The following is a 25,243-nucleotide window of genomic DNA, read 5'->3' as shown; positions in this document are numbered from 1 at the left end:
ACTGAAGATGAGACAAAGTGTGACGAGGAGGCTGATCGTTCCGACGCAGCGCTTGGGAACGATCAGCCTGTGGGGTTAGAACAGGATTTTCGCCACATCCGCAAACCGCTTGGCAAAGTGCACGGTAATCCCTTCCTTCAGATAATCCGGCAGTTCTTCAAAGCTACCGCGGTTAGGCTCCGGCAGAATCAATTCAAAGATTTTTTGCCGCCGCGCCGCAATCACCTTTTCGCGCACTCCGCCAATGGGCAGTACATGCCCGGTCAGCGTCAGTTCGCCGGTCATGGCGATGCCTTTTTTCGGCGCCTGGTTTCGGGCGAGCGAGAGCAGGGCGCTGGCCATGGTCACGCCGGCACTCGGGCCGTCTTTTGGGGTGGCGCCTTCCGGGACATGCACGTGAACGAAGGCTTCGTCGAAGAACTTCGGATCACCGCCGAACGACTTCAGATTGGAGCTGACGTAGCTGTAGGCGATTTCCGCCGACTCCTTCATCACATCGCCCAATTGTCCGGTGAGTTTGAAGCCACGGTTCAATGTGTGAATCCGTGTGGCTTCAATCGGTAATGTCGCGCCGCCCATGCTGGTCCAGGCCAGCCCGGTGATGACGCCGGTGCCGGACAGCACTTGCTCGTTGCGAAAGACGGGATGGCCGAGTGAGGCTTCGAGGTCTTTCGGGCCGAGCTTGATCACCGCTTTGGGCTCGTCGATCAGTTTCACAACGGCTTTGCGCACCAGTTTGCCCAGTTGTTTTTCCAACTGCCGCACGCCGGCTTCACGGGCGTATCCGTCGATCAACGCTTTGAGGGCGCTGTCGCTGATACTCAGGCTGCCTTTGGACACGCCGGCCTTTTTCAGTTGTTTCGGCCACAGGTGACGCTTGGCGATGGCGATTTTTTCTTCGGTGATGTAACCCGACAGGCGAATCACTTCCATCCGGTCCAGCAATGGACCAGGGATCGAATCCAGGGTGTTGGCGGTGCAGATGAACAGCACTTTCGACAGGTCCAGACGCAAGTCCAGGTAGTGGTCGAGGAATTCGACGTTTTGTTCCGGGTCGAGGGTTTCCAGCAGTGCCGAGGCCGGGTCGCCCTGGTAGCTCTGGCCCATCTTGTCGATTTCGTCGAGCATGATTACCGGGTTCATCACTTCGACGTCTTTCAACGCATGGACAAGTTTGCCCGGCTGCGCGCCGATGTAGGTGCGGCGGTGGCCCTTGATCTCGGCTTCGTCGCGCATGCCGCCGAGGCTGAAGCGGTAGAACGGCCGGCCGAGGGATTCGGCAATGGATTTGCCAACGCTGGTTTTACCCACGCCCGGCGGGCCGACCAGCAGCACAATCGAGCCGCTGATCTCACCTTTGTAGGCCCCGACCGCGAGGAACTCGAGGATGCGGTCCTTGATGTCGTCGAGGCCGGCATGGTGTTTGTCCAACACCTTGCGCGCGTGCTTGAGGTCGAGTTTGTCCTCGCCGTACACGCCCCACGGCACCGAGGTCGCCCAGTCGAGGTAGTTGCGGGTGACCGCGTACTCCGGCGAACCGGTCTCGAGGATCGACAGCTTGTTCATTTCCTCTTCGACGCGTTTTTGCGCCTGAGCGGGCAGAACCTTGCCTTTCAGGCGCTGCTCGAACTGCTCGATGTCGGCGCTGCGGTCGTCCTTGGTCAGGCCCAGCTCCTGCTGGATGACCTTGAGTTGTTCCTTGAGGAAGAACTCGCGCTGATGCTCGCCGATCTTGCGGTTAACTTCGGCGGAAATTTCTTTCTGTAACCGTGCGACTTCGACTTCCTTGCGCAGCATCGGCAGGACTTTTTCCATGCGTTTGAGCATGGGTACGCAGTCGAGTACTTCTTGCAGCTCGCTGCCGGTGGCCGACGTCAGTGCGGCGGCGAAGTCGGTCAGCGGCGACGGATCGTTGGGGCTGAAGCGGTTGAGGTAGTTTTTCAGCTCTTCGCTGTACAGCGGGTTGAGCGGCAGCAGTTCCTTGATCGCATTGATCAGCGCCATGCCGTAAGCCTTGACCTCGTCGGTGGGCTCAGAGGGCTGGTGAGGGTATTCGACTTCCACCAGGTACGGCGGGCGATGGTGCTTGAGCCAGGTTTTGATCCGGACGCGGGTCAGGCCCTGGGCGACGAACTGCAATTTGCCGTTTTCACGACTGGCGTGGTGCACCTTGACCAACGTGCCGTACTCCGGCAGTGCGGCGGTATCGAAATGGCGCGGATCTTCCTGGGGTGTGTCCATGTAGAACAGGGCCAGGGAGTGATGATCGGATTTGCTCACCAGGTCCAGTGTTTCAGCCCAGGGTTCTTCATTGACGATGACCGGCAGCACTTGGGCCGGGAAGAACGGGCGGTTGTGGATCGGGATGATGTAGACCTTGTCCGGCAGGTTCTGGCCTGGCAGGGCGAGGCCTTTGCTGGTGGAGTGGTGTTCGGCGTTCTCTGGGTCGGCGTATTCGCTCGGGTCTTCGGGGAATTCTTGCTGGTCGCTCATGGGGCACCTGCGCAATTGGGTATGGCTGTTAGATGGGGCAGGTGGGGGGTGGTTTCAATAGCAGAGGATATTTCTGGGTGTGTGTTCAGGGTTTTGACAGGTCATTGCCCGAATGAGCTTTGCTGCAGAAGGCGGTGTTTACAGGAGGTGCGTCCCGTCTTCAGTTTTTTCGTTCGCGGTCGCTAACCTATACAGAAGCTATCTTTTTGCATAAGTTTTTTTCCGGGCGAGCGGCCATCTGTCATGTGCTATTCAATGATGGCATTTGGCCTTGGTTTGGGCATAATCCGCTTCGTGTCGGGCTTCATACGATCCTATCGCCAAGGCAGGCCATTTCGACTCCCTGACTTTTTTGGAAGCCTCATGGCCCGTTTGATTTCTGCTTTATTCATAGCCGCAGCGCTCTGCCTCAGTGGTTTGGCCAATGCCGCGCCGCTGCAGATCCAGATGCACGATCAAAATGGCAAATCCCTGGCCGATGCGGTCGTCACCCTGCAAGGTCTGGTCGGTCTGCCGCTGGGCGCGCTCAAGGCTGACCTGGACCAGCGCAGCCAGCAATTCGCGCCCCACGTGCTGGCGGTGCACACCGGCACGCCGATCAGATTTCCCAACAGCGACAACATCCGCCATCAGGTCTATTCGTTTTCGCCGGCCAAGCGTTTTGAACTGCGCCTGTATGAAGGCACTCCATCCGCCCCGGTGCTGTTCGACAAACCTGGCGTGGTGGTGCTCGGCTGCAACATTCACGACTGGATGCTCGGCTACGTCTACGTCACCGATGACCCGCGTTTCGGCGTGACCGACGCCCAAGGGCAATTGACCCTCGACGCGCCGGCCGGGGTTTATCGCGTCACTCTCTGGCACCCGCAAGCCTCGGGGATGCAACCGGTGGACGGTGGCGAAGTAAAAATCTCTGCGGCCGGCCTCACGCAGGCCTTCACCCTGACCCTCGACGCCCAGGCCGAGCAGACCCCGACCACGCCGGCACCGAGTGCCTTTGGCGATGCCTTTAAGCGAGCCGCCCATGAATCTACGCAGTAGCTTTCAGGCGCGGGTCGCCTGTGTCTTGATTCTGCTTTTACTGGTGGTGGTCGGCGCGCTGTACTTCAGCGTGAAGGCGGCGACCAACTCGGCGGTGCGCGGCCAGGCCACTGCGCAATTGGAAGTTGGCACACGGGTATTCGAACGGTTACTGGACGTACGGGGCCGACGGCTGGCCGACGGCGCGCAGTTGCTCGCGGCGGATTTCGGTTTTCGCGAAGCGGTGGCCAGCGGCGACGCGGCGACCATGGCCTCGGTGCTGCTCAACCATGGCAAACGCATCAATGCCAGCGACATGATTTTGCTGGGCATGGACGGCAAGGTCCTGGCCAGCACCCTCGATGACGTCGTCGAAGGGACGCCGTTCCGCTACGACCAAGCCATGCAAGAAGCTCGCCGCGCGCAACAGACTATGGTGATCGTGCCGTTGCAGGGCAAACCGCATTTGTTGGTGGAAGCCACGGTGCTGGCGCCGCTGCCGATCGCTCGGGTGGTCATGGGGTTCAGCATGGACGCACATTGGGCGGCTGAATTGCAGTCGCTGACCAACCTTGAAGTGTCGTTCCTCACCGTCGATCGCCAGCACGTCGGCGAGTTGGTCAGCACCCAGCCCAGTACCATGAACGACAGCCTCATGCGTTTGATGCTCGGCAGTCGACAGGGCAGTCAGGTGCAGGTGAGTGAGCTTCACGATCAGAATTTTCTTGGCCAGTCGTTGATGCTGGCGAGTGCGGCGCAAGGCAGCGATAACCAGGTGATTGCGCTGTTGCAAAGTCCACTGGATGCAGCGATGCAAGCCTTCGCGCCGCTGGATGAGAAGATCCTCGGCATTGCCTTGGTGGCGTTGCTCGGCTCGCTGGCCGGCGCCTTGTTACTGGCCCGTGGGGTGTCGCAACCGGTGCGCGCGCTGGCCGAGGCCGCCGAACGGATTGGTCAGGGCGATTACCAGACGCCGGTCAACCTCAAGCGCAGCGATGAACTGGGCCTGCTCGCCACGGCGTTCAATTCCATGCAAAGCGGCATCGCCGAGCGTGAACTGCAACTGGCCCACAACGCTTTGCACGACCCACTCACCGGCCTGCCCAATCGCGCGCTGGCGATGGAACGCTTGGGCAGTGCGATCTCCGCGCAACGACCGATGGCGCTGGTGTACATGGGCATCGATAACCTGCGGGCGATCAACGAAACCGCTGGCCCTGAGTCGGTCGATCAATTACTGCGCCAAACCGGCGAACGCCTGCAAGCCGCGCTGCGCCCCGGCGATACCGTGGCGCATTTGATTGCCGATGAATTCCTGTTGTTACTCGACGGTATGGACAGTGACGCCGCTGTGGCGGTGGCCGATCAGCTTCAACAATTGTTGCTCAAGCCCCAACGCATCAACGGCCATGACCTGATGCTTGAGTGTCGTATGGGCATCGCGGCCTATCTCGTCGATGGCTTGAGCGCGCACACCTTGCTGGAGCGCGCCGCGATTGCGATGAAAGACGCGGCGCAATTGCCCGGTCGCCTGCAAATCTACGAACAGGGCCGTGACCTCGCACATCGCCGTCAGGTCACCCTGATACGTGATTTGCGCCACGCCGCAAGCAATGGCGAATTCCTGCTGCATTACCAGCCCAAACTCGACATCAGCAAAGGCCATGTACGCCAGGCCGAAGCCTTGCTGCGCTGGCAGCATCCGCAATTTGGCATGGTCTCGCCGGCAGAATTCATTCCCTTGGCCGAGCGCACCGGCAGCATTCAAACGTTGACTAACTGGGTGATCGGCGAAGGCATGCGCCAGCTCTCGGAGTGGAATCGCCGGGGCCTGCGTTTGCAGCTGTCGCTGAACATTTCTGCCGAGGACTTGCTCAGTGATGACCTGGCCGAGCGGGTCTCGGCATTGCTGCGGGTTTATCGCTTGCCGGCTGAACAATTGATTTTCGAAATCACCGAAAGCGCGGTCATGCGTGAACCGGAGCGAGCCCTGAAAGTGCTGCATCAGTTGCGTGATTGCGGCATCAGTTTGTCGGTGGATGACTTCGGCACCGGTTACTCATCGCTGGCTCACCTCAAGCGTTTGCCGGTGCAAGAGTTGAAGATCGATCAGTCTTTCGTTCGCGATCTGGATGAAACCAGCGAGGACGCGGTGATCGTTCGTTCGACCATTGAAATGAGCCATAACCTGGGACTCAAAGTGGTGGCCGAGGGCGTTGAATATGCCCACAGCCTGCGTTTGCTTGAACGTTGGCAGTGCGACACGGCGCAGGGTTATCTGATTAGTCGTCCGCTGAGCGCAGCGGCGTTCGAAGCTTGGGTGGCGTTGCCACTGAGTGCTCAATCTTTCATGGTTCATTGACTCATGACTTCACGTTTTCCCCTGTTGCTCGGCTGTCTCGTCGGCCTGACCCTGCAAGCCGCTGTGGCCGATAACGGGCGTCTGATCGCCACCGGCGGGGCCAGCAGCCTTGAAGGTGCGGCGGGCGGTGGCATCACCCCGTGGGCGGTGCTCGCCGGTTATGGCGAAAAGAATGAGTGGGGCGCCACGGCGTTCGCCACCACCGTCAACCTGCCGGACTATCGGCTGGAGGTGGCGGGTCTCGCGTTGGCTTATGACAACCGCGTTGAATTGTCCTTTGCCCGGCAACGCTTTGATCTCGGGTCGTTGGTGAACAAGCTGAACCTGCCGCAAGACAGCCTCGGTCAGGACGTGCTCGGGGTTAAGGTTCGGCTGTTTGGCGACGTGATCTACGACGACTTGCCGCAGGTTTCGTTGGGGCTGGAATACAAACATCAGCGTGATTTTTTGATCCCCAGCCTGGTTGGCGCCAAGCGTGACAGCGATACCGAAGGTTATCTGGCTGCCAGTCGTTTGTTCATGGGCGCAGCGTTTGGCTACAACCTGCTGGTCAATGGCAGCTTGCGTTACAGCCGTGCGAACGAGTTGGGGTTGCTGGGGTTTGGCGGTGATCGTCGCGACACGCGCAGCCTGTTGAAAGAAGGTTCGCTCGCGGTGCTGTTCAATCCGCGCTGGGCGGTGGGCGTTGAGTATCGAGAGAAACCAGACAACCTGTCGTTCTCCGGTGAAAGCGATTGGGCGGACCTGTTTGTCGGCTATTTCCCCAACAAGCATGTCTCGGTGGTGTTGGCCTACGCCCGGCTCGGCGAAATCGCCACGCTGGATAACCAGAACGGCACGTATCTGTCGATCCAGGGGAGTTTTTGATGCGGGTTTTCCCTCTGATTCTGGCGCTGCTGTTGAGTGCCTGCGTACAGCAACCGCCCAAGGACGACAGCCTCTACCGCGACCTCGGCGAGCGTCCGGGGATCACTCGGATTGTTGAAGGCATGTTGCTGAAAATCGCCAAGGATGAACGCATCGTCGAGCGTTTTCGCAAGATTGATATCCAGCGCCTGCGGGACAAACTGATCGAACAGTTCTGCGTCGAAGCGGGCGGCCCTTGTGTGTACACCGGCGACAGCATGGCCGAGAGTCACAAGGGTCAGAACGTCAGCCGCAGCGACTTCAATGCACTGGTCGAAGACCTTATCGCCGCGATGGATGAGCAGGGCGTCAGCGTCCCCGTACAAAACCGCTTGATCGCCCGACTGGCACCCATGCGCCCGGACGTGATTGAGAAATAACACCGTCCGATTGCGTTTATGCCCGCTGCGTACAAAAAAAGGCGACCCCCTCACAGGCGTCGCCTTTCCTTTAACCGCCGCTACAACTTACTCGGACAGTTTGTACGCGATCACATAGTCACCTTGCTTGGTGCCCAGCGACCCATGACCGCCGGCAACAACCAGCACATATTGCTCGCCGTCCTTGCCGGTGTAGGTCATTGGCGTGGTTTGCGCGCCGGCTGGCAGGCGGCCTTCCCACAGTTGCTTGCCGTTTTTCACGTCGTAGGCGCGCAGGTATTGGTCAAGGGTGCCGCTCAGGAAGGCGACGCCACCGGCGGTGGTGAATGTGCCGCCCAGGCTTGGAACGCCCATGCTCAATGGGATCGGAACCGGCGAGCTGTCGCGCACGGTGCCGTTTTTGTGTTTCCAGATGATTTTGCTGGTGGTCAGATCGACCGCTGCCACGTAACCCCAGGCCGGTGCCTGGCACGGCAAGCCCAGTGGCGAGAGCAGGGGTTCGAGGATGACGCCGTATGGCGCACCTTTGTTCGGCTGCACGCCTTCGGTTTCGCTTTTACGCGGGCCTTGGGCAGCGATTTCGGCGGCCGGGATCAGTTTCGATTTGAACGCCATGTAGTCCGGGTTCATGAAAGCAATCTGACGCACCGGGTCAACCGAAATGCCGCCCCAGTCGAACACACCGAAGTTGCCTGGATACACGATCGAACCTTGCAGCGATGGCGGCGTGAACGGGCCGTCGTAGCGCATGGATTTGAAGTCGATCCGGCAGATCAGTTGGTCGAACGGCGTCACGCCCCACATGTCGCGTTCTTTCAGCGGCGGTGGCATCAGGTTCAGGTCGGATTTCGGTTGGGTCGGCGAGGTGTGATCACCTTCGACAGCGCCTTGTGGCACCGGCACTTCGTTGATCGGCACGATCGCTTTGCCGGTGCTGCGGTCCAGCACGTAGATGCTGCCTTGCTTGGTGGACGCGAGTACTGCTGGCTTCACGCCGTCAGCGGTTTTCAGGTCCATCAGGGTGGGCTGGCCGCCGACGTCCATGTCCCACAGGTCATGGTGGGTGAACTGGAAGTGCCAGCGCACCTTACCGGTGGCGATGTCGAGGGCGGTCAGGCCGGCGGCGTGCAGTTCCGATTCAGGGGTGCGTGCGCCACCGAACTGGTCCGGGGTCTGGTTGCCCATCGGCAGGTAAAGCATGCCGAGTTTTTCGTCGACCGCGAACATGGACCACATGTTCGGCGAGTTGCGGGTGTAGACCTTGCCTTCGGCAATCGGCGTGGTGTCGTCTGGGTTGCCGCTGTCCCAGTTCCACACCAGTTTGCCGGTGTGCACGTCGAACGCGCGGATCACGCCGCTAGGCTCGTCGGTGGAGACGTTATCGGTGACGTGGCCGCCAATCACCACCAGGTCTTTAGTGACCGCTGGAGGTGAGGTGGAGTAGTAGCCGCCGGCGTTGAAGCCGCCGATGTTGGCCCGCAGATCAACCTGGCCCTTGTCGCCAAAGTCTTCGCACATTTTGCCGGTGTCGGCGTCGAGGGCGATCAAACGGGTGTCGGCCGTCGGCAGGAAGATCCGGCGTGGGCAGATGTTGCTGACCGGCGCAGGGGTGGCGGTGCCGGTAGGGCTTTGCTCGGACGCATAAACGGCGTCATCGTGATACGTCACACCACGGCAGGTCATGTGCGCCCAACCCTTGAAGTTCGCCGCGTTTTGCGTGGAGAGCTTCGGATCGAAACGCCAGATTTCCTTGCCGGTGTCCGGGTCCAGCGCGATCACCTGGCTGTGCGGCGTGCACACATAAAGCATGCCGTTGACTTTCAGCGGGGTGTTTTCGGCGGTGGTTTCGCCCGGGTCGTTCGGCCCTGGCAGGTCGCCAGTGCGGAAGGTCCAGGCCGGAACGAGTTTGTTCGCGTTCTGCGGCGTGATCTGCGTCAGTGGCGAGTAACGATCGCCGTAAGCGCTGCGGCCGTAGGAATTCCAGTCCCCGTCGGGCATGGACGGAGCGGTGTTGGTCATGCCTGGCACGCTGTCGCGGTCCAGTTGGCCTTTGATTTCACCGGGGTTGGTGAACTGGCTGGCCAGTGCAGCGACGCCAGCGATGACCACGGCCACGCTCAGGGCGCCGGTGCCCATCGGCGCCGCGCCGTTAAGCAACAGTGGACGGCGTAACCACGGCAGCAACATGACGATGCCCAGCGCAAACAGCATGGCCAGACGCGGCACCAGTTGCCACCAATCAAGGCCGACTTCCCACAAGGCCCAAACGGTGCTGGCGAACAGCACCAGCGCGTAGAGGCCCAGTGCCGCGCGACGAGCGGCAATCAGTAACACGCCGGTCAGCGCCAGGCCAATACCGGCCAGCAGGTAATACAGCGAGCCGCCGAGCGTGCTCAGCTTGATTCCCCCGGCCAGCATGGCCAGGCCCATTAGCAGAAGCAGGATACCGAGCAGGCTCGGCAGCAGACGGCTTCGACTCAAAGCACCATCAGTGCTCATAGTGTGGTTCTCCGTGATGTTTTAAGTAGTCCCGCGCAAGTTCACTGTAGATGACGATCCTGTGCGGGCAGGGTTCATTAAGAAACCGGGCTAGAAGGACGATTGCACTTTGATCCCGCCAATCAGCGCATCATCGACCTTGTCCACGCCACCGGGGTGGCGGATGTATTGCAGGTTCGGGCGCACGGTCAGCCAGTTCGTGACGTGTACGCCGTAATAGAGTTCGGCGCTGTATTCGGTGTCCTGCGGTGGCAGGAAGGACGGGTCGTTGTCGTCGAACACGGCGCGGGCCTGATTGGTCGCCTCGGCGTTCTTGCGGTAAGCCGGGTTGACGTGGACGCGAGCCAGGGCGAAACCGATATCGTCCTTGGCGCGTGCATCGAACAAGCCTTTGTAGACGAGGCCTGCCTGGACATAGTTGTCGATGGCGTTGGTCTTCTTGTCGTGCATCGTGCCGTTGGCGAACACGCTCAGGCCGCGGGAGTTGTCGCTGGCGCGGCGGGTGATCTGCTGCTGCACACCGAGCCACACACCGTGTTTGCTCGACGCGCTGCGGTAAGCCTCGCCACTCAGGGCGGCCGGCTGACCGTTGCGGTCCTTGTAAGCGTCGGTGGCGTTAGCATTGCTGTAGTAATACCCGGCGCGGTATTCACCCGGCAGGCCGTTGAGCTTCGGCGACCAGACCAGTTCCACCGGCAGGATCGCACCCTGGGTACCGCTGCCGCTGAGCTTGAAGCCATTGTCTCGATCAAGGTTCGACGGGTTTTGCTCGTAGGCGCCGACCTGCACGTACAGTTGCGGCGTCAGGTGATATTTGACCCGTATCGCCCATTGGCTGACCGGCCAGTTGTACCAGATGCCACCGACCCAGTTACCGACCTGCGAGCCGCAGAACGCCAGGTTCTGGAAGTCGCAGGGGAAGCTGTTGAAGTCTTCGCCTTCGCCGAAACGGCCGACCTTGATGTCGAGCTTTTGATCGAAGAATTTCTGCTGATACCACATCTGCGTCAGGCGCCAGGTTTGCCCGCGCCCCCAGACTTCCTGAGCCGAGGTGAACCCGCCCACGCGCGGATCATTGATGCGGTCGTTGCTGATGTTATTGCCGTTGCGCTCGGTGATGGTCAGTTGAAATTCGGCGTCGTCCCAGCCCAGAATCTTCTGCAGGTCCAGGTGCGTGCCGAGGCCAAACTGGTCGCTGTAGCGAGCGGTACGGTCATGGTTGTAACCGCCGTGCAGATTGCTGGACATTTCGCCGGTGTAATCGACGTTGAAGTCGTAGCCTTTTTTCGAAAGTTCGGTGCGCGTGCCGTTCCAGTCGCCGAGCATCCACGGCGACTCACTGTCGAAAGCCGGAGCGGCCTGGGTGCAAGTGGCGAGGCCCAATGCGGTGAATCCGCCAATCAGGTTCAGGGCTTTTCGGCGAGCAATAGCGGCGCAGACAGCGCTGTCTCGTTGCGTTTGAAGATAAGGCATAGGGGAAGTGATTCGGGGTCTTTTCTGAGAAGTGAACTGAGGCAGCGGTGTGTCGCGGGCAGCGGAAGCGTTTCAGCATGGCGGGCGCAAGGATAATGTCCTGTTACAAATAGAGAAAGCGCTTTTAACGACATGAGTTCTTTCGTATTCGGTAACAGTGCCGGGAGGCGATCTTTGAGGGTTCACCTACATTGAACAGATAGCGCACAGAGCGCTTCCACCTGGCCGCACCCTCGGCTAAGGTGCGCGGCTTCCCATTCTTTCACTGCTCGAAGGCCCGGCATGACCGAACAGAACAACAACCCGCTGCACGGCGTGACGCTGGAGCAAATCCTCAACGCGCTGGTTGAACACTACGAATGGTCGGGGCTGGCCGAGCGCATCGATATCCGCTGTTTCAAGAGTGATCCGAGCATCAAGTCGAGCCTGACTTTTCTGCGCAAAACCCCGTGGGCGCGGGAGAAGGTCGAGCACCTGTACGTGAAGTTGATGCGCACCAAACGCCCGGTCTGAGCATGGTCAACCCACCGATGCCAGGTTCTGCCGCGAGGCGTCGTTTTGTCGCGGTGGCGGCGCTGCTCGGTTGGGCGGGACTGGGCATTCAGCTGTACCTGATTTTCTACTCACGCTGGACGCTGGCGGCCAGTCTGCTCGGTGGGCTGGTCAGCTTCTTCAGCTATTTCACCGTGCTGAGCAATACGTGGGTGGCGACCGTACTGACGTGTGAGCTGACGTCCCGCGAGTCGGCGGCGCGACGCTGGTTTTTGCAACCGTGGGTCAGTAGCGGCATTGCCGTGAGCATCGCGGTGGTCGGCCTGGGGTACAACGTGTTGTTGCGCCATTTATGGCATCCGCAAGGCTGGCAATGGCTGGCCGATGAGCTGATGCATGACGTCATGCCGCTGCTGTTTCTGGCGTATTGGTGGTGGTGCGTGCCGAAAGGCACGTTACGACTGCGCCATATCGCGGCGTGGGTGATCTATCCCGTGACGTACTTCGCGTATGCATTGTGGCGCGGGCATCTGCTGGCGGTTTATCCCTATCCTTTCGTTGATGTCGGCAAGCTGGGTTATCCACAGGTGTTTTTGAATGCCGGGGGGTTACTGGTAGGTTTTGTGGTGATTGCTTTGCTATTGATGGCGATCGACCGCCAGCTTGGGCGGCGCCGATAGCGCCGCCAGCCTCCATCAATCTTCGTCGCTATCATCCCGTCGCCAGTAGCCCGCGGCTTTGACGGACGGCTCGTTCAGCCCGTGTTCATCCAGCAACACCCGGCGTATCTGCCGCGATGTTTTGCTCTCGGTCGCCACCCATGCGTACAGATTGCCGCTAGGCACTTGCAGTTGCTTCACCGTCGTCAGCAAGGTGTTCTGGCCACCCTCGCGCAATACCCAGATCACATTGACTTGCGCGGCGCTTTCCAGTCGTTGCTGTTCGGCACCGCTCTCCACTTCCACGATCACCAATGCCTGGCGATTGGCCGCCAGGCCTTCCAGCCGTCGAGCGATCGCGGGCAGGGCGGTTTCGTCACCGATCAGCAAGTAGCTGTCGAAGATGTCCGGCACGATCATCGAGTTCCGTGGACCGCCGGTGTGCAGGAATTGGCCGGGTTTGGCTTGCTCGGCCCAAGTCGCGGCAGGGCCGTCGCCGTGCAGCACGAAGTCGATGTCCAGTTCCAGCATGTCGAGGTTGTAGCGGCGTGGCGTGTAGTCGCGCATCGCCGGCATCGGCCCGTTGTCCTTGTCTGCACCGATCACCAGGGTTTCCAGGGCGGCCTGTTCCGCCGCGTTTTGAGGGAACAACAGTTTGATGTGGTCGTCCGTGCCGAGACTGACGAAGCCCGCCAACTCCGGTCCACCCAGCGTGATGCGGCGCATGCGCGGCGTCAGGTCGACCACCCGCAACACTTCCAGACGACGGCGTTTGATCTCGTGGCTGACACGGTGAATGGTTTGCACGATCACTTCAGTCATTCGGCTTGCTCCTGAGCAGGTTGAACAACGGAGCCATCGACGATGGCTTTGGCGGTGTTGTTAAGCAGGTCGCGCACCCGCAGGATTTCTTCCGGGCTCCAGCGGCCGTGATGCATCTGCAAGGCATGACGCAAGTTATGCACCGCTTCGTGGATCTCGGCCGGGCGGTCATGGCCGCGCAATGAGCGCTTGCTGACCTCGATGCGCATCCGTACGCCGTCCAGTGCGATCGCCTGATCGCTTAATGACAATCGTCCGGCATCGGTGATGGTGTAGCGTTTTTTTCCGCCCTCGGCGTCGCCCAGGATCATCTCGCTTTCTTCAAGGAAGGTCAGGGTCGGGTAGATCACACCGGGGCTGGGGCTGTAGGCGCCGTCGAACATGCTTTCGATCTGGCGGATCAGGTCATAACCGTGGCAAGGCTGCTCGGCGATCAGCGCCAGCAGCAGCAGTTTCAGATCGCCTGGGGCGAACACCCGCGGGCCTCGGCCACCCCGTTCTCGGCCGGGGCCTGGGCGCTTTTCAAAGCCGTCGCGCCCGTCGTTATGGTCGCGGTGTGGGGAATGATGGTCTCTCATTTTTTCGTTGCTCTCGTCGTATTTAGATACAACGTAAGATATATCTTAAGATAAAGGCAAGACGTTTTTTGCAGGGGCCGATCAGTGCCGACGGACGGTTGGCGCGGTCAATGACCCAATTCACCAGGAAATATCACCGCACATAAGCTGATTTTTCCGCCGATAGAGAGATTGTTTAATGGTTAAAGCTGTTGCTCTAATGCGGGTTGAGTTTATGCTCTAAAAATCCTGCAAGTCCATTGTTGTCTAGGCGAAGCCGCTGTATGGTTTTTTGGATAAAACTGTATGTAGGCGATAGCTTACAGTCGCTGTTTGGTATTTGAGTTATTTGCTTGTTTTTCCTTCTGGTCATGAGGTTGTTTAACTACGCGCTCATGGGAAGTTGCCTGCTTACTTTCCGGAACAAGAAGTTGAAGATGTTTCGGCGTTGGAGGTTCAAATAAAGCGACCCATTACGGGTCAGCGGTTTTTAACTTTCAATGAACCGACTCCATAAAGAAAACAGGGACTTAACAATGTTCAAGAAAATCGCAATCGCTGCCCCATTGGCTTTTTTGGCGCTGGGTTCCTCCGGGGCATTTGCCATAGGTGAAGCGGCTCACTCCATCAGCATCGTCGCCCACGTGCCGACCAACGGTTTCTACGTGGTGCCTACCAATCCTGACCTCGTCAACAAGGATCAGGACATGAGCTTCCAGCCTGCCAGCGGCAAAATGGGAGAAGTAAACGGGTTCTTCGATGTGCGTAACAACAGCGGTTCGGTTCACTCCAGCCTGGACAGCCTGCCAAAACTGATCTCTGGCTCCGATGCCATTGATTTGAAAGTGGAACTCAACAACAAACAACTCAACATGGACCCGCAACTGGTTGTGGGTGAAGCCGAGTCTGACGTGAACTTCCGTGCGCCGCTGAAAATCAGTGCGGTAGGTACGACCTTCCCGGCGGGTGACTACACCGGTGTCGTGGCAATGACCTTCGACGCGGTCCCACCCGTGGGCGGCACGCGCTAACTTTCAACGTCGCGCAAACCGACAGGGCAAACAGCATTGTTTGTCCCGTCGGACTTTAACTTGATCGTAATCAGAGTAAGAGTTCATGTTCCCGATGACCCTCATCGCGGCTGCGCTTGCGCTGTTGTTTTGCGCCAGTGCAGCGGCGGCTCCCGTTTCTTCGGCCGGTACGACACCGCGAAGTCTCTTGGCGCAGGCCAAAGGTCTTCCGGCGGATTTTGAGGAGCATTTCTTTGATGTGCCTCTGGCTGTGCGGGTAGAGCTCGATCAACAGCCTCTGGGAGAGGCCATGGTGGTGTTGTCTCGCGATGATCGCGTCACCCTGATCGAATTTACCGACACCAGCGAAAACCGTTTCAGCCCCGCTGAACGGGAAAAATGGGCCAGTTATCTCAAACCGGGTGTGCCGCTGGGCAATTGCACGGGATCCTGCCCGGATCAGGTGCTGGCCGTGTACTACAACCTGGAAAGCTCGTTGGTTTCGATCCTCACCGAAAACGCCGAGCGCGATCTGGAGGCCAAGCGTTATTACGAGCAGCCGGATGGCGGCAGTAGCGGCCTGATGGTGCGTAACCAGCTCAACCTCAATGGCGGCCAGGATCAGGACCTGGGGGGGCGCTATGGCCTTGAGGCCAGCGCGAGCCTGGGCAACTGGAGCCAGACGTTCAACATGCAATTGGCCCGCCTCGGCGGTCCCGACGATAAGCTTTATCACGCGGTTCACGAGCTCTACACCCAGCGCGAACTGCAGGGCAGCTTCCTGCGCCTGGGCTATTTCACCCCCAGTTCCGAAGGGCTGACCCGCCAACCTCGTACGTTTGGCACCAGCCCCGATACCGCTGTCGGCGTCATGCTCGGCAGCTCTGACAGCCTGGCGATCAACAGTCCGATGCCCAGCGTCTACCCGATTTATGTCACGGCCAATCGCCAAGGGTCGGTGGAGATCTATCGCGACGGTTTGTTGATCAACACACAGTCAGTGCCTGCGGGATTGCAAACCCTCGATACCCGGCCGCTGCCAGGCGGGATCTACGAAGTGGAAGTGCGTCTGGTTGAAGATGGCCAGATCACCTCCACTACTCAGGAGCTGGTCTACAAACCCAATAACTGGCGCAACCTCGATGAGCGCTGGCGTTACAACCTGTTTGCCGGCGAAGAAAACAAACTGCTCAGTAACTGGGAGCAGCAGTCCAGCGGCAGCCCGACGGCAGGGGCCTCGGCCAATTACCTGATGCACCCACGAGTGATTCTCGGGCTATCGGCGCGGCAGATTCGCGAAAAACTGCAATACGGCAGTTCCATCGACTGGACCCTGGCCAATCACATCAGCCTGTATGCCAACGTGTATCAGACCCAGGATCATGGCACCGGTCTCGACCTGCAAAGTCTTTACAGCTATAGCGCCGGTAGCCTGGTCATCAGCCACAACCGCAGCTGGCTGGACACCACCCACCTGTACGAAACCCTGCCGGACGGTACACGGGTGCGCCAACGCAACGTGTTCACTGGCGAAACCAGCCATTCATCCCTGGCGATCAACCATCGGTTCAGCAGTAAAAGTTCGTTCAACGCACGGGTGTCCCACAGCGAAGGCAACATCGATGGCATCGGTATGGATATGGGTTGGACCCAACGCGCTACGTTGTTCGGCAGCGATGCGAGTTGGCGTCTGTCGTTATTTGATCGCCCCGGCAGTTTCAGCAGTGGCGAGGCCCGCAACCGCGGGATCGACCTGAGCCTTAACCTGGCCTTGGGCGCGCCGGGCCAGCAGATCACCGGCAGCATCGGTTCGCGCACGGCCCGTGACGGCAGCCGCGACAACAATGCTTCCCTCGGCTGGCGCCAGGACTTCAAAGATCACGTGCTGCAAAACGTCTCGGTGACGGCACTCACTGACACCTACGGCGTGGGAGTGTCGAGCCTTGCCAACTTTCGTACCGACGCAGTCAATGGCGACGGCTTCATCCAGCGTTCGTCCTACAACGGCAACTTCACCGGCGGTCTTAACCTGGACAGCACCCTGGTCGTTGGCGGCGAGCAAATGCTCATGACCAGCCAGTACGAAATGCGAGGCGCGGGCATGATCGTCGACGTGGAATCAGACATCGACGACATCATCCTGCGCGCCGACGATTACAGCGGCGGCAGCGCGGCGTTAAAACCGGGGCGCAATTTCATCCCGATTACCGCGTACCAGGACAGTTCGGTGAGCTTCGACTTTGAAGGCAATCACGTGCCGGCAGCGACCATAGAACCGCCGCGCACGCGCTATCACCTGAACAAGGGCGGGGTGGAATACCGCAAGGTCCGCGTGATGAAGACCCTGACCGTGCTCGGCCGGCTGGTCGATGCACAGGGGCAACCGCTCAAGGGCCATCACGTGATCAACCATGCCAGCCGCGGGGTGACGGAAGTCGACGGGTTCTTCTCGATGGAAATGAACGCCGGCTCGCCGACGCTTGAAGTGCGCCAGGGCAATCAGCTGCTGTGCCAGTTCCGTCTCGATGCGAGTCGTCACCGCAGTGAAAACAATGTGTTGATGATCGGTGATCTGCGCTGCACGCCGGACACCCTGGCGGACGTCGCCTCCAACGAGCAAAAGGCGGGGTGAATATATGAAAAAATCTACCGGTTATCTGGGGTTATTAATGGCGCTGGCGGCGCCTTCGACTGAGGCGGCGAATCAGGAAATCAGAGCGCTGTTTCAGCCGGATCCTTCTCAGCCACACAAAAATGTATTTCTCAACAAAACACCGAACAGTGGTTACTGCGCGAACTATCCGGGTGAATGCGCTGACAACACTATGTTCAGTATTCAGCTGCCGATCCGGTTCAACGCCAGCCGTTTCATCAGGCCCGGCGAAGGTATCCCATTGAAGGTCCCGGCCAACTGGCGACAACTGACGGTGACCAATGCCGAGACCCATGAAATGGAGACTGTTGAAGTGCGCATCACCGGTGTTGGCTCCAACTTTATTTTGAGCGCATCAGCGGCCAGTCTGGTGGGGGTGACCGACTTACTCGAAGGTCATCAAAAGCTATGGACCACCAGCAGTTGGGTCAACACACCGCCACCCTGTCAATACAGCGGTGTTGGGGCTTACACCGCTACGGATTATCGGTTTTTCTGGAAAACGCCCGTGGAAGCCTCTTGTGTCAAGGTGGCGGCTTACTTCATTCCCTCGATGTACTTTGACACGCTCGATATCGCGTATGAACTGCGCACCCCCAATCCTTTAGGCATGTCGAGCGGGCTGTACACCGGCTCGATTTTCTACACCCTGGGCCCCGGCGCCGATTTCGATCTGGGGCCAGTGATGCAACCGGACGACGCCAACCTGGCCCTGGATTTCGTCCTCGACGTACAACACACCCTGAAGGTTGACCTGCCACCGGGCGGCAACAAAGTTTCGCTGGAGCCCGAGGGCGGGTGGCAACGCTGGATTGAAGGTGGTCGCAAACCGAGCAAGATCTACCGCGACCAGTTGTTTTATCTGTCGGCGTCGTCGCGCTTCAAAGTCATGATGCTATGCAGCTCGACCGGCGGCACCCGCTGCAAGCTGTACAGCCCCAAAGGCAATACCACCGAAGTGGAAACCTACCTCACCTTGCCCGACGGAATCATCGGACCGGGAGGGGGGCCGGTCAAGCTTCTCAAGCTGAGTTACAACACTTGGTCATCCGTCTTTCAACCAGGCAACTACGTGAATCGCAAGGCCGGCTCGCTACGTTTCGAGATGCCCAAGGACTCCATCGATTTTCTGTTGAAGCCCGGCTTGAGCGACACGCTCAGCGGCAACATCACCATTATCTGGGACTCGGAAGTTTGACCGTCCCGGCCTGGCCACTTTTTATTCTGATGGGATTGAAGATGATGAAGCGTGTGTTTTTTCTGTGGGTGCTCAGTGTGTTTTGCGTGACGGCACAGGCGGGACCGCAGATCAATGTCGGCACCGTGTATGACTATCTGGATGCGGATAAAAGTACCTACCTCAAACGGGTGTTCAACAGCGGCGATACCACTGCTTTCGTCAAGGTCAACGTACTGGAAATCGTCTATGAGGCCGACGGCACGCCGAAGGAAATACCGGTCGAAGCCGCCGCCGACGGCGCCTCGCGCAACGGCGTCATGGCCAGCCCGGCTCGACTGATCGTACCGGCCCAGGGCATGCAGGGTACACGCCTGTTGTACATGGGCGAGCGGGACCGAGAACGCTATTTTCGCGTGCGTTTTGTCCCGGTGGTGCCAGAAAAGGAAGATGAATTTCTGGTCAGCAGCGAAGAGCGCGAGGACTACAAACAAAACCTGTCGGCGGGGGTCAACGTGATGACCGGGTTTGGCACGGTCTTCTTCGTTCGCCCTAAAAATGCCCGTTTCGAGAGCACCATCAATGACACCGACGATCACTATGAGTTGCGCAATAACGGCAACACCGTGGTCATCGTCGACGAGTTCAAAAGCTGTGCAATAAGTAATGAAAACGAATGCGGAGCGACCACCAAACACCACGTAATGGCCGGCAAGGCATTTGGCTTCGACAAGGAAAAGGGGCGTGAATACCGTTTCATCCTGATCGAAGGCAACAGTAAAAAAGTCCTGAAGATTGCCAGCCGATAGGCCGGCTTTCCATTGACACAACGGGTATCGAACATGATCAAGCAATGCGCCGCCGTCGCGCTGACGGCAATGACCGTACTGATGGGCTCTTTGACATGGGCTGCCCGGGAAGAGCACACCTTCGAGGTGTCCGTGAGCATTCCGTCACGCTCGTTCTACCTGATCCCGGCCGAACCGGGCTGGATTCACCGGCCGCAGCGGTTGAACTGGAACCCCTCGACATCGACCCTGAGCACTGTGCGCAAGCACTTCGATGTACGGCATGACACCAGCGCCATTGAAGCGCGCCTGGAGGCCGCCCCCTACCTGTCGAACGGCAGGTCGGTTGACGACATTACGTTGCGGGTCAGTTTCAACGGGGTGACGTTGAGCCCGGACCTTTCTCCACGGCTGGTGGTGTCGGCGGCTGACGCGGCGGCAGGCAAGCGGGTGTTGCTGGAAATCGCACCGGTGATGCCGTCCGAGGGATACCGCCCGGGGGATTACAGCGGCAACGTACTGTTGTTGTTCAGCGCCAGGGCGCCGGGGGAGTGAGCTGAAACAGGCGCCTCGATGTTCAAGGCAATCACGTGTCATTCGCAAGTGGGTTGAGCCCTGTGTCGATCGAGAAGCAGCGCCGGGTGATAAGACTCGGCGCTGGCGCAGGGTCAATCAATAGACCCCCAGGCGTGTCACATTTTTAGATCCCGGCCCGTGCCATCGCTGCACGAGTCAGGTCTCTGGCCAATTCGTTACGTGCATAACCCATGTCTCGAACCCGTCCGTTGTAAAGCGAGGTGCTCATGTCTTCACCACTGAACACGTCTTTCTCTGGAACGTTCAGTTCTCGGGCTAACGTTTCCAGTTTTTTCTGAAGCGGTGTTGTCTGAGCCATATCCTGATTATTTGCCCACGTGTGTTGAGCCTCGCGCAGCTCTTCGAGCAGCCCTTGTTTCTCCTCGAAAAGTTGATCGTTCGACTCGAACTGTTCAGGGTAGGTTTTACGCAAATGTTGCTCCCAGAACGGGTTCTCGAATGAATCGACCATCCCATTGACCAGTCCGTCGCCTTTCTCCCGTTCGATGATCGTGTCATAGGCTGTTTCGATTTTTGCCCGATCTACGCCGGATCTCGGTTCAAACAGCATGCCCTCGGACTGCCACGGCAACTCCAGGCGCTTCGCCAGCCCTGTTTCAAATGCCAGGTGCACTTCCACATCATCTGGAGCGGTGTTGTGTGCCGGATTGATCAGAAACTTTTGCTGCTGGCTGCTGATTTCGGCTCTGGCGACATCACCGACTTTTTCCAGGCGAGCAGCGCTACGGGCCAGCCTCACCAGCCTGTCGTCAAGCACCGTGGCGGACGCCGACTCGGTGTACGCTTGCGACACCAGCACCTTGAGCCCCATGTTGTTGAACAGTTGCGACCCGGCATCCGCGCAGGTTTCGGGCTGACTGGCCTGTTTAAACAGTTCTTCGCGCAATTGGGAGTCCAGCGCCATGGCATCGATCATTTGCCAGACGCGCGTGGTCAACTGCTTGCGAGCTCCTAGGTCCCGATAGTCCTGGCTGTCTCTCTGCTTTCGGATGACCCTGAAAAAATCGGTGGCGCCGGGTTCGGCCATGACATCGTGCCAGGACTCCTCCCGGTGTACGTTGTAACCCTCGGACAAATCGAAAACCGAGGGTGCGGTCGAGGACGGCTTCCAATGGCTCAGTTCATCCTCCACCGCGCCTGAATAGGCCTGCTGACGGGCAAAGCCCACGGATTCGCGGTAGTCGCCAAAACGGATCCGGTCGGCATCGGAAAGCCGCAGGGTGCCGAATCGCGCACGTGCCAGGATAAACGCTTGATCTGACCCTGGTGCGACCTGCGGTACGGTCTTGATCGGGCATTGGCGCATGTCGAGAGCAAAGCCACGGGGGCGGTTTCTCTCGCCGGCCGCGTCGCTGAAAAGACCTTGCGGCCAGTCTTCGATACCGGTATTTGCCAGACCTAATACTTTCAAGTCGCGCATGCCACCGACATTCGGGGGCTGGCGCAGCGGATTGCCGTCCAGCCTCAGCGTTTCCAGGTGGGTGAGGTTACTCAACTGCTCGAGCGAATGGGCATTCAGGCTGATTCGATTGTCAGCCAGATCCAGGGTTGTTAGCTGACCCAACTTGCCGATATCGGATGGCACCGTGGTCAATCCTGTGTTGCGGGCGCTCAGTTGATGAAGGTTCGGGAAGTCGTTCAATAGGCCGTTCCTGTCGACCGAAAAACGCGCTTTGTCCAGGTTCAGCACGGAGATCTGGTCAAGGTATTTTTTGATGTCGGTCAGCTGGCGTACTTGCTTCCACCAACTCTCGAGATCCGGCCCCCTGATTTCGGAGGAAAGGTCCAGTGTATAGCCCCCGTGCGCAAGAATGCTGCGCTCGCCAAACGCTTCGCTCTTGCGTTCGAAGCACTCAAGCAGCCGTTCCTCGATATGCCGCCCACCGTTTTGCAGGAAGAGCCTGTTAATCCCGGCGATGGGATCCCCGGCACTGTCGAATTGAGTCGGTTGGTTGTCCCGCCACGCCTGTAAAGTGCTGCGCAATTGCTTGAGGTCATCCCTGATGCGGTCGATGGCCTGGTTGGGATCACCCTTGGCACGCAATGCCTGCAGAAACCTGGTGACTTGCTGATCGCTCAATTGCGGATAGAGCTCCTTGAGCCTCTGCTCCGGTTTTTTTTCGCCAAAGAACCAGAATGGACTACGCACCAGATTGACGGTTTCAGTCGTGGCAACGGCGCGAATGGGCGGCTCCGCCAGCAATGTTCGGCGTTCGCCCGTTGGCGCGGATACGTCCATGATCCATTGTTTGAGCAGGCGACCGCGACTGCGCGCGTAACCCAATGCCGTGCGCTTGTCGTCGGGCAGGGCATTGAGTATCGCTTCGTAGAAGTCGTCGGCTTTGTGCAGCTGCCGGTTGTCCCGGTTGAGCACTTCGTAGCGGCCCTGTTGATCGCGGATCAGTAGGCGCACCATCGAGGCATCATCGGGGCCGACGCTACAGCGTAGCGGGCCGTCAAATACGCCATCTCGCACCTCAATGCGCAAATCGTTCAGGCTCTCGGTATGAAGTGCCAGGGTTCTTAACGCTAGCCTCTCGGTGTTCGGCACCCTCATCTCGTCGTGATAAAAACCGTCGTAGGCGCGGGCGGTGGACGCTTCGAAATTCACTTCGCGCGCCAGGGTTTTGATCCTTAGAGGCAGGCGCCTTTCATCGGCTATTCGCTGCAGTTCAGCTGGCTTTGCTTGAGTCAGGACTTTTTCCGCAAGCGTGAGCGGCATGTCCGGGAACGTCCGTTTCAGCACGCGGGTTTTCGCCCTGTTCGATCGTTCACCCGCCTGGTACACACGTTTTGAAATTTCCCTCTGTTGCTGATCGACGGCCTCCGCCAGTCGGTCACGCACTGCTTGGACGCGTTTGTCGCGTGGTACTTTACGACCCAGCAGGGCGGTGATTTCGCTGTCGTTCAAAAAGACAGAAACGCGTTCGGACAGCCGGCCGGACAGGAGTTCTGGCAGGCCGATGCTCAGGGTATTGGCGTCAGTCGCGTGGAGGGTGCCGTAGGTGCGTGACTGACCACTCAAGTCAGACCGTTCATAAACCTTCAGCGCCCGTTCGGCGGGCCAGCCCTGGAGCCTTGTCAGCAGTGGTTCGAACCACACGTACGATGGGTCGAGCGGTCGTCCGGCACGGATGTTCGCACTGGCGATCTGCACATCGTCAAACGCGCCGAAGCGCTTGATCGCGTCGACCAGCAGTGGCGGCGGTGGTGCATGCTCGGCATGCATGCGCCGCAGTTCCCCTTCGTCGGTTCCGCTGCTGATGCGGATCTGTTCGCGCTCGGTTGGCGTAAAGCGCTCGACGCTATGGCCGAGGCGGCGCATCAGGGTTTCACCTTTCCAGTCGAGCGGATTTTCGCCCTCATGCCCCCAGGCGCCGTTGCCGTTGTGTTCAAGTTTCGGAGGGTAGGCATTCGGTCGGGAGGGGTGTTTGATGCGGTGCGTGGCGCTCGGACCGTGCGAAGTGGTTTCAACGGCGTAGAGCTTGCCTTCAAGCGGCAGGATGTCCTGATTGAGGTGTCGATGCAGGCCGAGGGCGTCGGGTTTCGAATCAATGGGCAGGTTCAGGCTGGTTTGTTCATAAGGCTTGAGATCGAAATGCCACAGCGACTGTTTGCCGTTGGGCAGCGTGACCGGGTTCATGCCCTCGACCAGCGCCGACAATTTGAGTCCAAGCGTGCTGCCAATCGCTGCACCCGCCCCAAACGCCGCCAGTTGAATGACGTCGGTCACCACACTGATCACATGTTCGGCTGCTTCAACTGCCAGACCTTCGGCCAGATCGACAATGCCTTCAATGACGTCATTCGTCAGTTGATAGGCGGTGTAGGCCATCATCAGTTCGCCCAGCCCCGGCACGAATGGCGTGGCGATCAACAGGGCGACATTGAAAAGGTCTGATACGACTTTCTTGAAATTGTCCCACCAGGCCCAGCGCGCCCTGGTGTCTGTGTCGGCAGTGGACACGGCGATTTCACGTGAGTCATTGAGCACCTTGTTGAGTTTCTGCTGGTAGGCATATGTCCAGTAATTCCGAGGAATCGGCAGGGACTGGAGCTGCAAGCGAAGGTGAGGTACAGGTTCTTCGCGCCATGCTGGACGCTGATCTGTCCGATCTTCTTTGTCATGCCATTTGATGGTAGTGAGGCCTTGATCCAGATAGGCAAAAAAATACCCGCGCTGCTGTTGATCGACAAACTGGCTGAAAAATTGTCGGTAATTGTGCCTTGATGATGCGCCGACGTTGTTTTCGCGCAATTGGCGCGCCAGTTCAGTCATGAAGGCGTCTGTTGATTTGTATTCCTTGAGTGGGTGATCCGGGTCATGGGGAACATAAGCAATGAGCCTTTGAATACCTCGGCTGTCTCGAATGACAGGAAGCAAAAGAACAATGCCGGTCATGCGCGTCCCCATCATGGAGAAATCGCAACACAGCATTTGTTTCCCATTGAGGCGCGGTAGGGGTTCGTCCTTTGCCAGCGCCAACATCAGTTTGTAGGCGTCGTATTGGATATCCCCGGTCATCAGCGCCAGTTGCGCGGCGACGGCGAGCGCGTCTTTCTGGCTTTCAGTCACCGTCTGTTGAAGGAAGGCTTTGGCCACGGGGTCGCCGGGGAGCAGGTAGCTTTCAAGGTATGTTTTATATCGGGCGCCAATGTCCAGTTCCCGGCACAGCGCCTGGAACTGGCTGATGGTCACTTTCTGCTTGATCGACAGGACATCGAAGTGCCCGCGATGGTCGGGTTCGGTAATGAAGTCCGAGCCGGTATCAACCTGTTCATGCGTTGCAAAGTTGTGCAGCGCCGCATCCAGCATGGACACGGTTCGGGCTGTGACACCGTCCCACAGGTCAATCACATACCAGGGCAAATCCTTGGGAAGGTACAGGCGCAAGTAGGTGGTCTTGACGTCATGCTCGACTCCGTAACGCTTTTTGAGCGCTGCCTGGAGCAGGGGTGTGGCGAACGAATGGAGGTCCAGTTTTTCGAACAGTTTGTCGACCGTGTTCTGCGAACGCCATGCCTTGAGGTTGGCCGCTTTGAGCTTGTCATGATGGGTGGTGGGCGATGTGGTGTACCACGGTTCAATCTTCAGTCCAGTCGCCGCCAGTGCCCGACCTCTGCCGACAGTGGCGTCTTTGAAGTTGTCGCTGATGGTGTTTTTGATGAACGCGTAGTGCCGGCCCTTGTTCATGTTTTGGCCGAGCGTGTGAGCGTCAGACATGGCAATCATCCTTGATCGTTTTAAGAATGATCAGCCTATCGGTCGGGGCTAAAAACAACAGTCTAAAGATCTGTGCTTATCCGGCACTTTCAGCCGGTAAACAGGTAAGTATTCAGATCTGAAAAATAATT

Annotated in this window: 17 protein-coding genes; 11 read left to right on the top strand and 6 right to left on the bottom strand. The window is 58.7% G+C overall.

Annotated elements, in window-relative coordinates:
- Positions 1 to 75 precede the first annotated feature (75 nt).
- The gene (gene lon, locus ACXPVS_RS00920; RefSeq protein WP_458508235.1) at positions 76 to 2,493 is read right to left on the bottom strand and encodes an endopeptidase La; all 2,418 of its coding nucleotides are present in this window, start codon (positions 2,491 to 2,493) and stop codon (positions 76 to 78) included.
- Positions 2,494 to 2,856: 363 nt separating this feature from the next.
- Here lon and ACXPVS_RS00915 point away from each other — a divergent pair, with 363 nt between their 5' ends.
- From ACXPVS_RS00915 to ACXPVS_RS00900, 4 genes are read left to right on the top strand one after another with little or no spacing between them, the layout of a single operon-like run.
- A complete protein-coding gene (locus tag ACXPVS_RS00915) occupies positions 2,857 to 3,534 on the top strand; it encodes a methylamine utilization protein (protein WP_458508234.1) in 678 nt (225 codons plus the stop codon).
- A complete protein-coding gene (locus ACXPVS_RS00910) occupies positions 3,518 to 5,875 on the top strand; it encodes a putative bifunctional diguanylate cyclase/phosphodiesterase (RefSeq protein WP_458508233.1) in 2,358 nt (785 codons plus the stop codon). Before ACXPVS_RS00915 ends, ACXPVS_RS00910 begins: the two co-directional genes overlap by 17 nt.
- 3 nt (positions 5,876 to 5,878) lie before the next feature.
- The gene (locus tag ACXPVS_RS00905) at positions 5,879 to 6,742 is read left to right on the top strand and encodes a DUF3034 family protein (RefSeq protein ID WP_458508232.1); all 864 of its coding nucleotides are present in this window, start codon (positions 5,879 to 5,881) and stop codon (positions 6,740 to 6,742) included.
- A complete protein-coding gene (locus ACXPVS_RS00900) occupies positions 6,742 to 7,161 on the top strand; it encodes a group I truncated hemoglobin (protein ID WP_458508231.1) in 420 nt (139 codons plus the stop codon). The genes ACXPVS_RS00905 and ACXPVS_RS00900 overlap by 1 nt, the downstream gene beginning before the upstream one ends.
- Before the next feature lie 87 nt (positions 7,162 to 7,248).
- Here ACXPVS_RS00900 and ACXPVS_RS00895 read toward each other — a convergent pair whose 3' ends face one another.
- Positions 7,249 to 9,660 carry a glucose/quinate/shikimate family membrane-bound PQQ-dependent dehydrogenase gene (locus ACXPVS_RS00895; RefSeq protein ID WP_458508230.1) on the bottom strand — a complete coding sequence of 804 codons (2,412 nt, stop codon included), beginning with the start codon at positions 9,658 to 9,660 and terminating at the stop codon, positions 7,249 to 7,251.
- Between the two features lie 90 nt (positions 9,661 to 9,750).
- Entirely contained in the window at positions 9,751 to 11,133 is a 1,383-nt protein-coding gene (locus ACXPVS_RS00890) for a carbohydrate porin (protein ID WP_458508229.1), read from the bottom strand.
- A 282-nt stretch (positions 11,134 to 11,415) separates the two neighbouring features.
- Between ACXPVS_RS00890 and ACXPVS_RS00885 the strand changes: the two genes are divergently transcribed.
- Together ACXPVS_RS00885 and ACXPVS_RS00880 are read left to right on the top strand one after the other, a co-directional pair.
- Entirely contained in the window at positions 11,416 to 11,646 is a 231-nt protein-coding gene (locus tag ACXPVS_RS00885; RefSeq protein ID WP_282375289.1) for a VF530 family protein, read from the top strand.
- A 2-nt stretch (positions 11,647 to 11,648) separates the two neighbouring features.
- Positions 11,649 to 12,305: a Pr6Pr family membrane protein gene (locus ACXPVS_RS00880; protein WP_458508228.1), complete on the top strand. Its 657-nt coding sequence runs from the start codon at positions 11,649 to 11,651 to the stop codon at positions 12,303 to 12,305.
- Between the two features lie 15 nt (positions 12,306 to 12,320).
- Here the strand turns inward: ACXPVS_RS00880 and ACXPVS_RS00875 are convergent, their stop codons facing one another.
- Both ACXPVS_RS00875 and ACXPVS_RS00870 read right to left on the bottom strand, forming a co-directional pair.
- Complete coding sequence (locus ACXPVS_RS00875; protein WP_458508227.1) at positions 12,321 to 13,106, bottom strand: siderophore-interacting protein; 786 nt, start codon at positions 13,104 to 13,106, stop codon at positions 12,321 to 12,323.
- Complete coding sequence (locus tag ACXPVS_RS00870; protein WP_458508226.1) at positions 13,103 to 13,684, bottom strand: PadR family transcriptional regulator; 582 nt, start codon at positions 13,682 to 13,684, stop codon at positions 13,103 to 13,105. Before ACXPVS_RS00870 ends, ACXPVS_RS00875 begins: the two co-directional genes overlap by 4 nt.
- Positions 13,685 to 14,199: 515 nt before the next feature.
- Here ACXPVS_RS00870 and ACXPVS_RS00865 point away from each other — a divergent pair.
- From ACXPVS_RS00865 to ACXPVS_RS00845, 5 genes are all read left to right on the top strand, one after another.
- Positions 14,200 to 14,694 (top strand): CS1 type fimbrial major subunit, encoded by a 495-nt coding sequence (locus ACXPVS_RS00865; protein WP_458508225.1) that lies wholly within the window; start codon positions 14,200 to 14,202, stop codon positions 14,692 to 14,694.
- 85 nt (positions 14,695 to 14,779) lie between these two features.
- Positions 14,780 to 17,305 (top strand): CS1-pili formation C-terminal domain-containing protein, encoded by a 2,526-nt coding sequence (locus ACXPVS_RS00860; protein ID WP_458508224.1) that lies wholly within the window; start codon positions 14,780 to 14,782, stop codon positions 17,303 to 17,305.
- A gap of 4 nt (positions 17,306 to 17,309) precedes the next feature.
- The gene (locus ACXPVS_RS00855) at positions 17,310 to 18,524 is read left to right on the top strand and encodes a hypothetical protein (RefSeq protein ID WP_458508223.1); all 1,215 of its coding nucleotides are present in this window, start codon (positions 17,310 to 17,312) and stop codon (positions 18,522 to 18,524) included.
- A 44-nt stretch (positions 18,525 to 18,568) separates the two neighbouring features.
- Entirely contained in the window at positions 18,569 to 19,312 is a 744-nt protein-coding gene (locus tag ACXPVS_RS00850; RefSeq protein ID WP_458508222.1) for a molecular chaperone, read from the top strand.
- A 33-nt stretch (positions 19,313 to 19,345) separates the two neighbouring features.
- Positions 19,346 to 19,846, top strand: a complete 501-nt coding sequence (locus ACXPVS_RS00845) for a CS1 type fimbrial major subunit (RefSeq protein WP_458508221.1) — start codon at positions 19,346 to 19,348, stop codon at positions 19,844 to 19,846.
- A 145-nt stretch (positions 19,847 to 19,991) separates the two neighbouring features.
- On the opposite strand, the gene ACXPVS_RS00840 is transcribed toward ACXPVS_RS00845, so the two are convergent.
- The gene (locus tag ACXPVS_RS00840) at positions 19,992 to 25,121 is read right to left on the bottom strand and encodes an NEL-type E3 ubiquitin ligase domain-containing protein (protein WP_458508220.1); all 5,130 of its coding nucleotides are present in this window, start codon (positions 25,119 to 25,121) and stop codon (positions 19,992 to 19,994) included.
- Positions 25,122 to 25,243 lie beyond the last annotated feature (122 nt).

The organism is Pseudomonas sp. Ma2-10 (genome assembly GCF_054330215.1).
Note: the sequence above shows the minus strand (reverse complement) of the source record. Positions and strands in the feature narration are given on the sequence as shown.

Coding starts and splice junctions, on each gene's coding strand:
- lon (WP_458508235.1), bottom strand. CDS start 2,493: ATGAGCGACCAGCAAGAATTCCCCGAAGACCCGAGCGAATACGCCGAC.
- ACXPVS_RS00915 (WP_458508234.1), top strand. CDS start 2,857: ATGGCCCGTTTGATTTCTGCTTTATTCATAGCCGCAGCGCTCTGCCTC.
- ACXPVS_RS00910 (WP_458508233.1), top strand. CDS start 3,518: ATGAATCTACGCAGTAGCTTTCAGGCGCGGGTCGCCTGTGTCTTGATT.
- ACXPVS_RS00905 (WP_458508232.1), top strand. CDS start 5,879: ATGACTTCACGTTTTCCCCTGTTGCTCGGCTGTCTCGTCGGCCTGACC.
- ACXPVS_RS00900 (WP_458508231.1), top strand. CDS start 6,742: ATGCGGGTTTTCCCTCTGATTCTGGCGCTGCTGTTGAGTGCCTGCGTA.
- ACXPVS_RS00895 (WP_458508230.1), bottom strand. CDS start 9,660: ATGAGCACTGATGGTGCTTTGAGTCGAAGCCGTCTGCTGCCGAGCCTG.
- ACXPVS_RS00890 (WP_458508229.1), bottom strand. CDS start 11,133: ATGCCTTATCTTCAAACGCAACGAGACAGCGCTGTCTGCGCCGCTATT.
- ACXPVS_RS00885 (WP_282375289.1), top strand. CDS start 11,416: ATGACCGAACAGAACAACAACCCGCTGCACGGCGTGACGCTGGAGCAA.
- ACXPVS_RS00880 (WP_458508228.1), top strand. CDS start 11,649: ATGGTCAACCCACCGATGCCAGGTTCTGCCGCGAGGCGTCGTTTTGTC.
- ACXPVS_RS00875 (WP_458508227.1), bottom strand. CDS start 13,106: ATGACTGAAGTGATCGTGCAAACCATTCACCGTGTCAGCCACGAGATC.
- ACXPVS_RS00870 (WP_458508226.1), bottom strand. CDS start 13,684: ATGAGAGACCATCATTCCCCACACCGCGACCATAACGACGGGCGCGAC.
- ACXPVS_RS00865 (WP_458508225.1), top strand. CDS start 14,200: ATGTTCAAGAAAATCGCAATCGCTGCCCCATTGGCTTTTTTGGCGCTG.
- ACXPVS_RS00860 (WP_458508224.1), top strand. CDS start 14,780: ATGTTCCCGATGACCCTCATCGCGGCTGCGCTTGCGCTGTTGTTTTGC.
- ACXPVS_RS00855 (WP_458508223.1), top strand. CDS start 17,310: ATGAAAAAATCTACCGGTTATCTGGGGTTATTAATGGCGCTGGCGGCG.
- ACXPVS_RS00850 (WP_458508222.1), top strand. CDS start 18,569: ATGAAGCGTGTGTTTTTTCTGTGGGTGCTCAGTGTGTTTTGCGTGACG.
- ACXPVS_RS00845 (WP_458508221.1), top strand. CDS start 19,346: ATGATCAAGCAATGCGCCGCCGTCGCGCTGACGGCAATGACCGTACTG.
- ACXPVS_RS00840 (WP_458508220.1), bottom strand. CDS start 25,121: ATGATTGCCATGTCTGACGCTCACACGCTCGGCCAAAACATGAACAAG.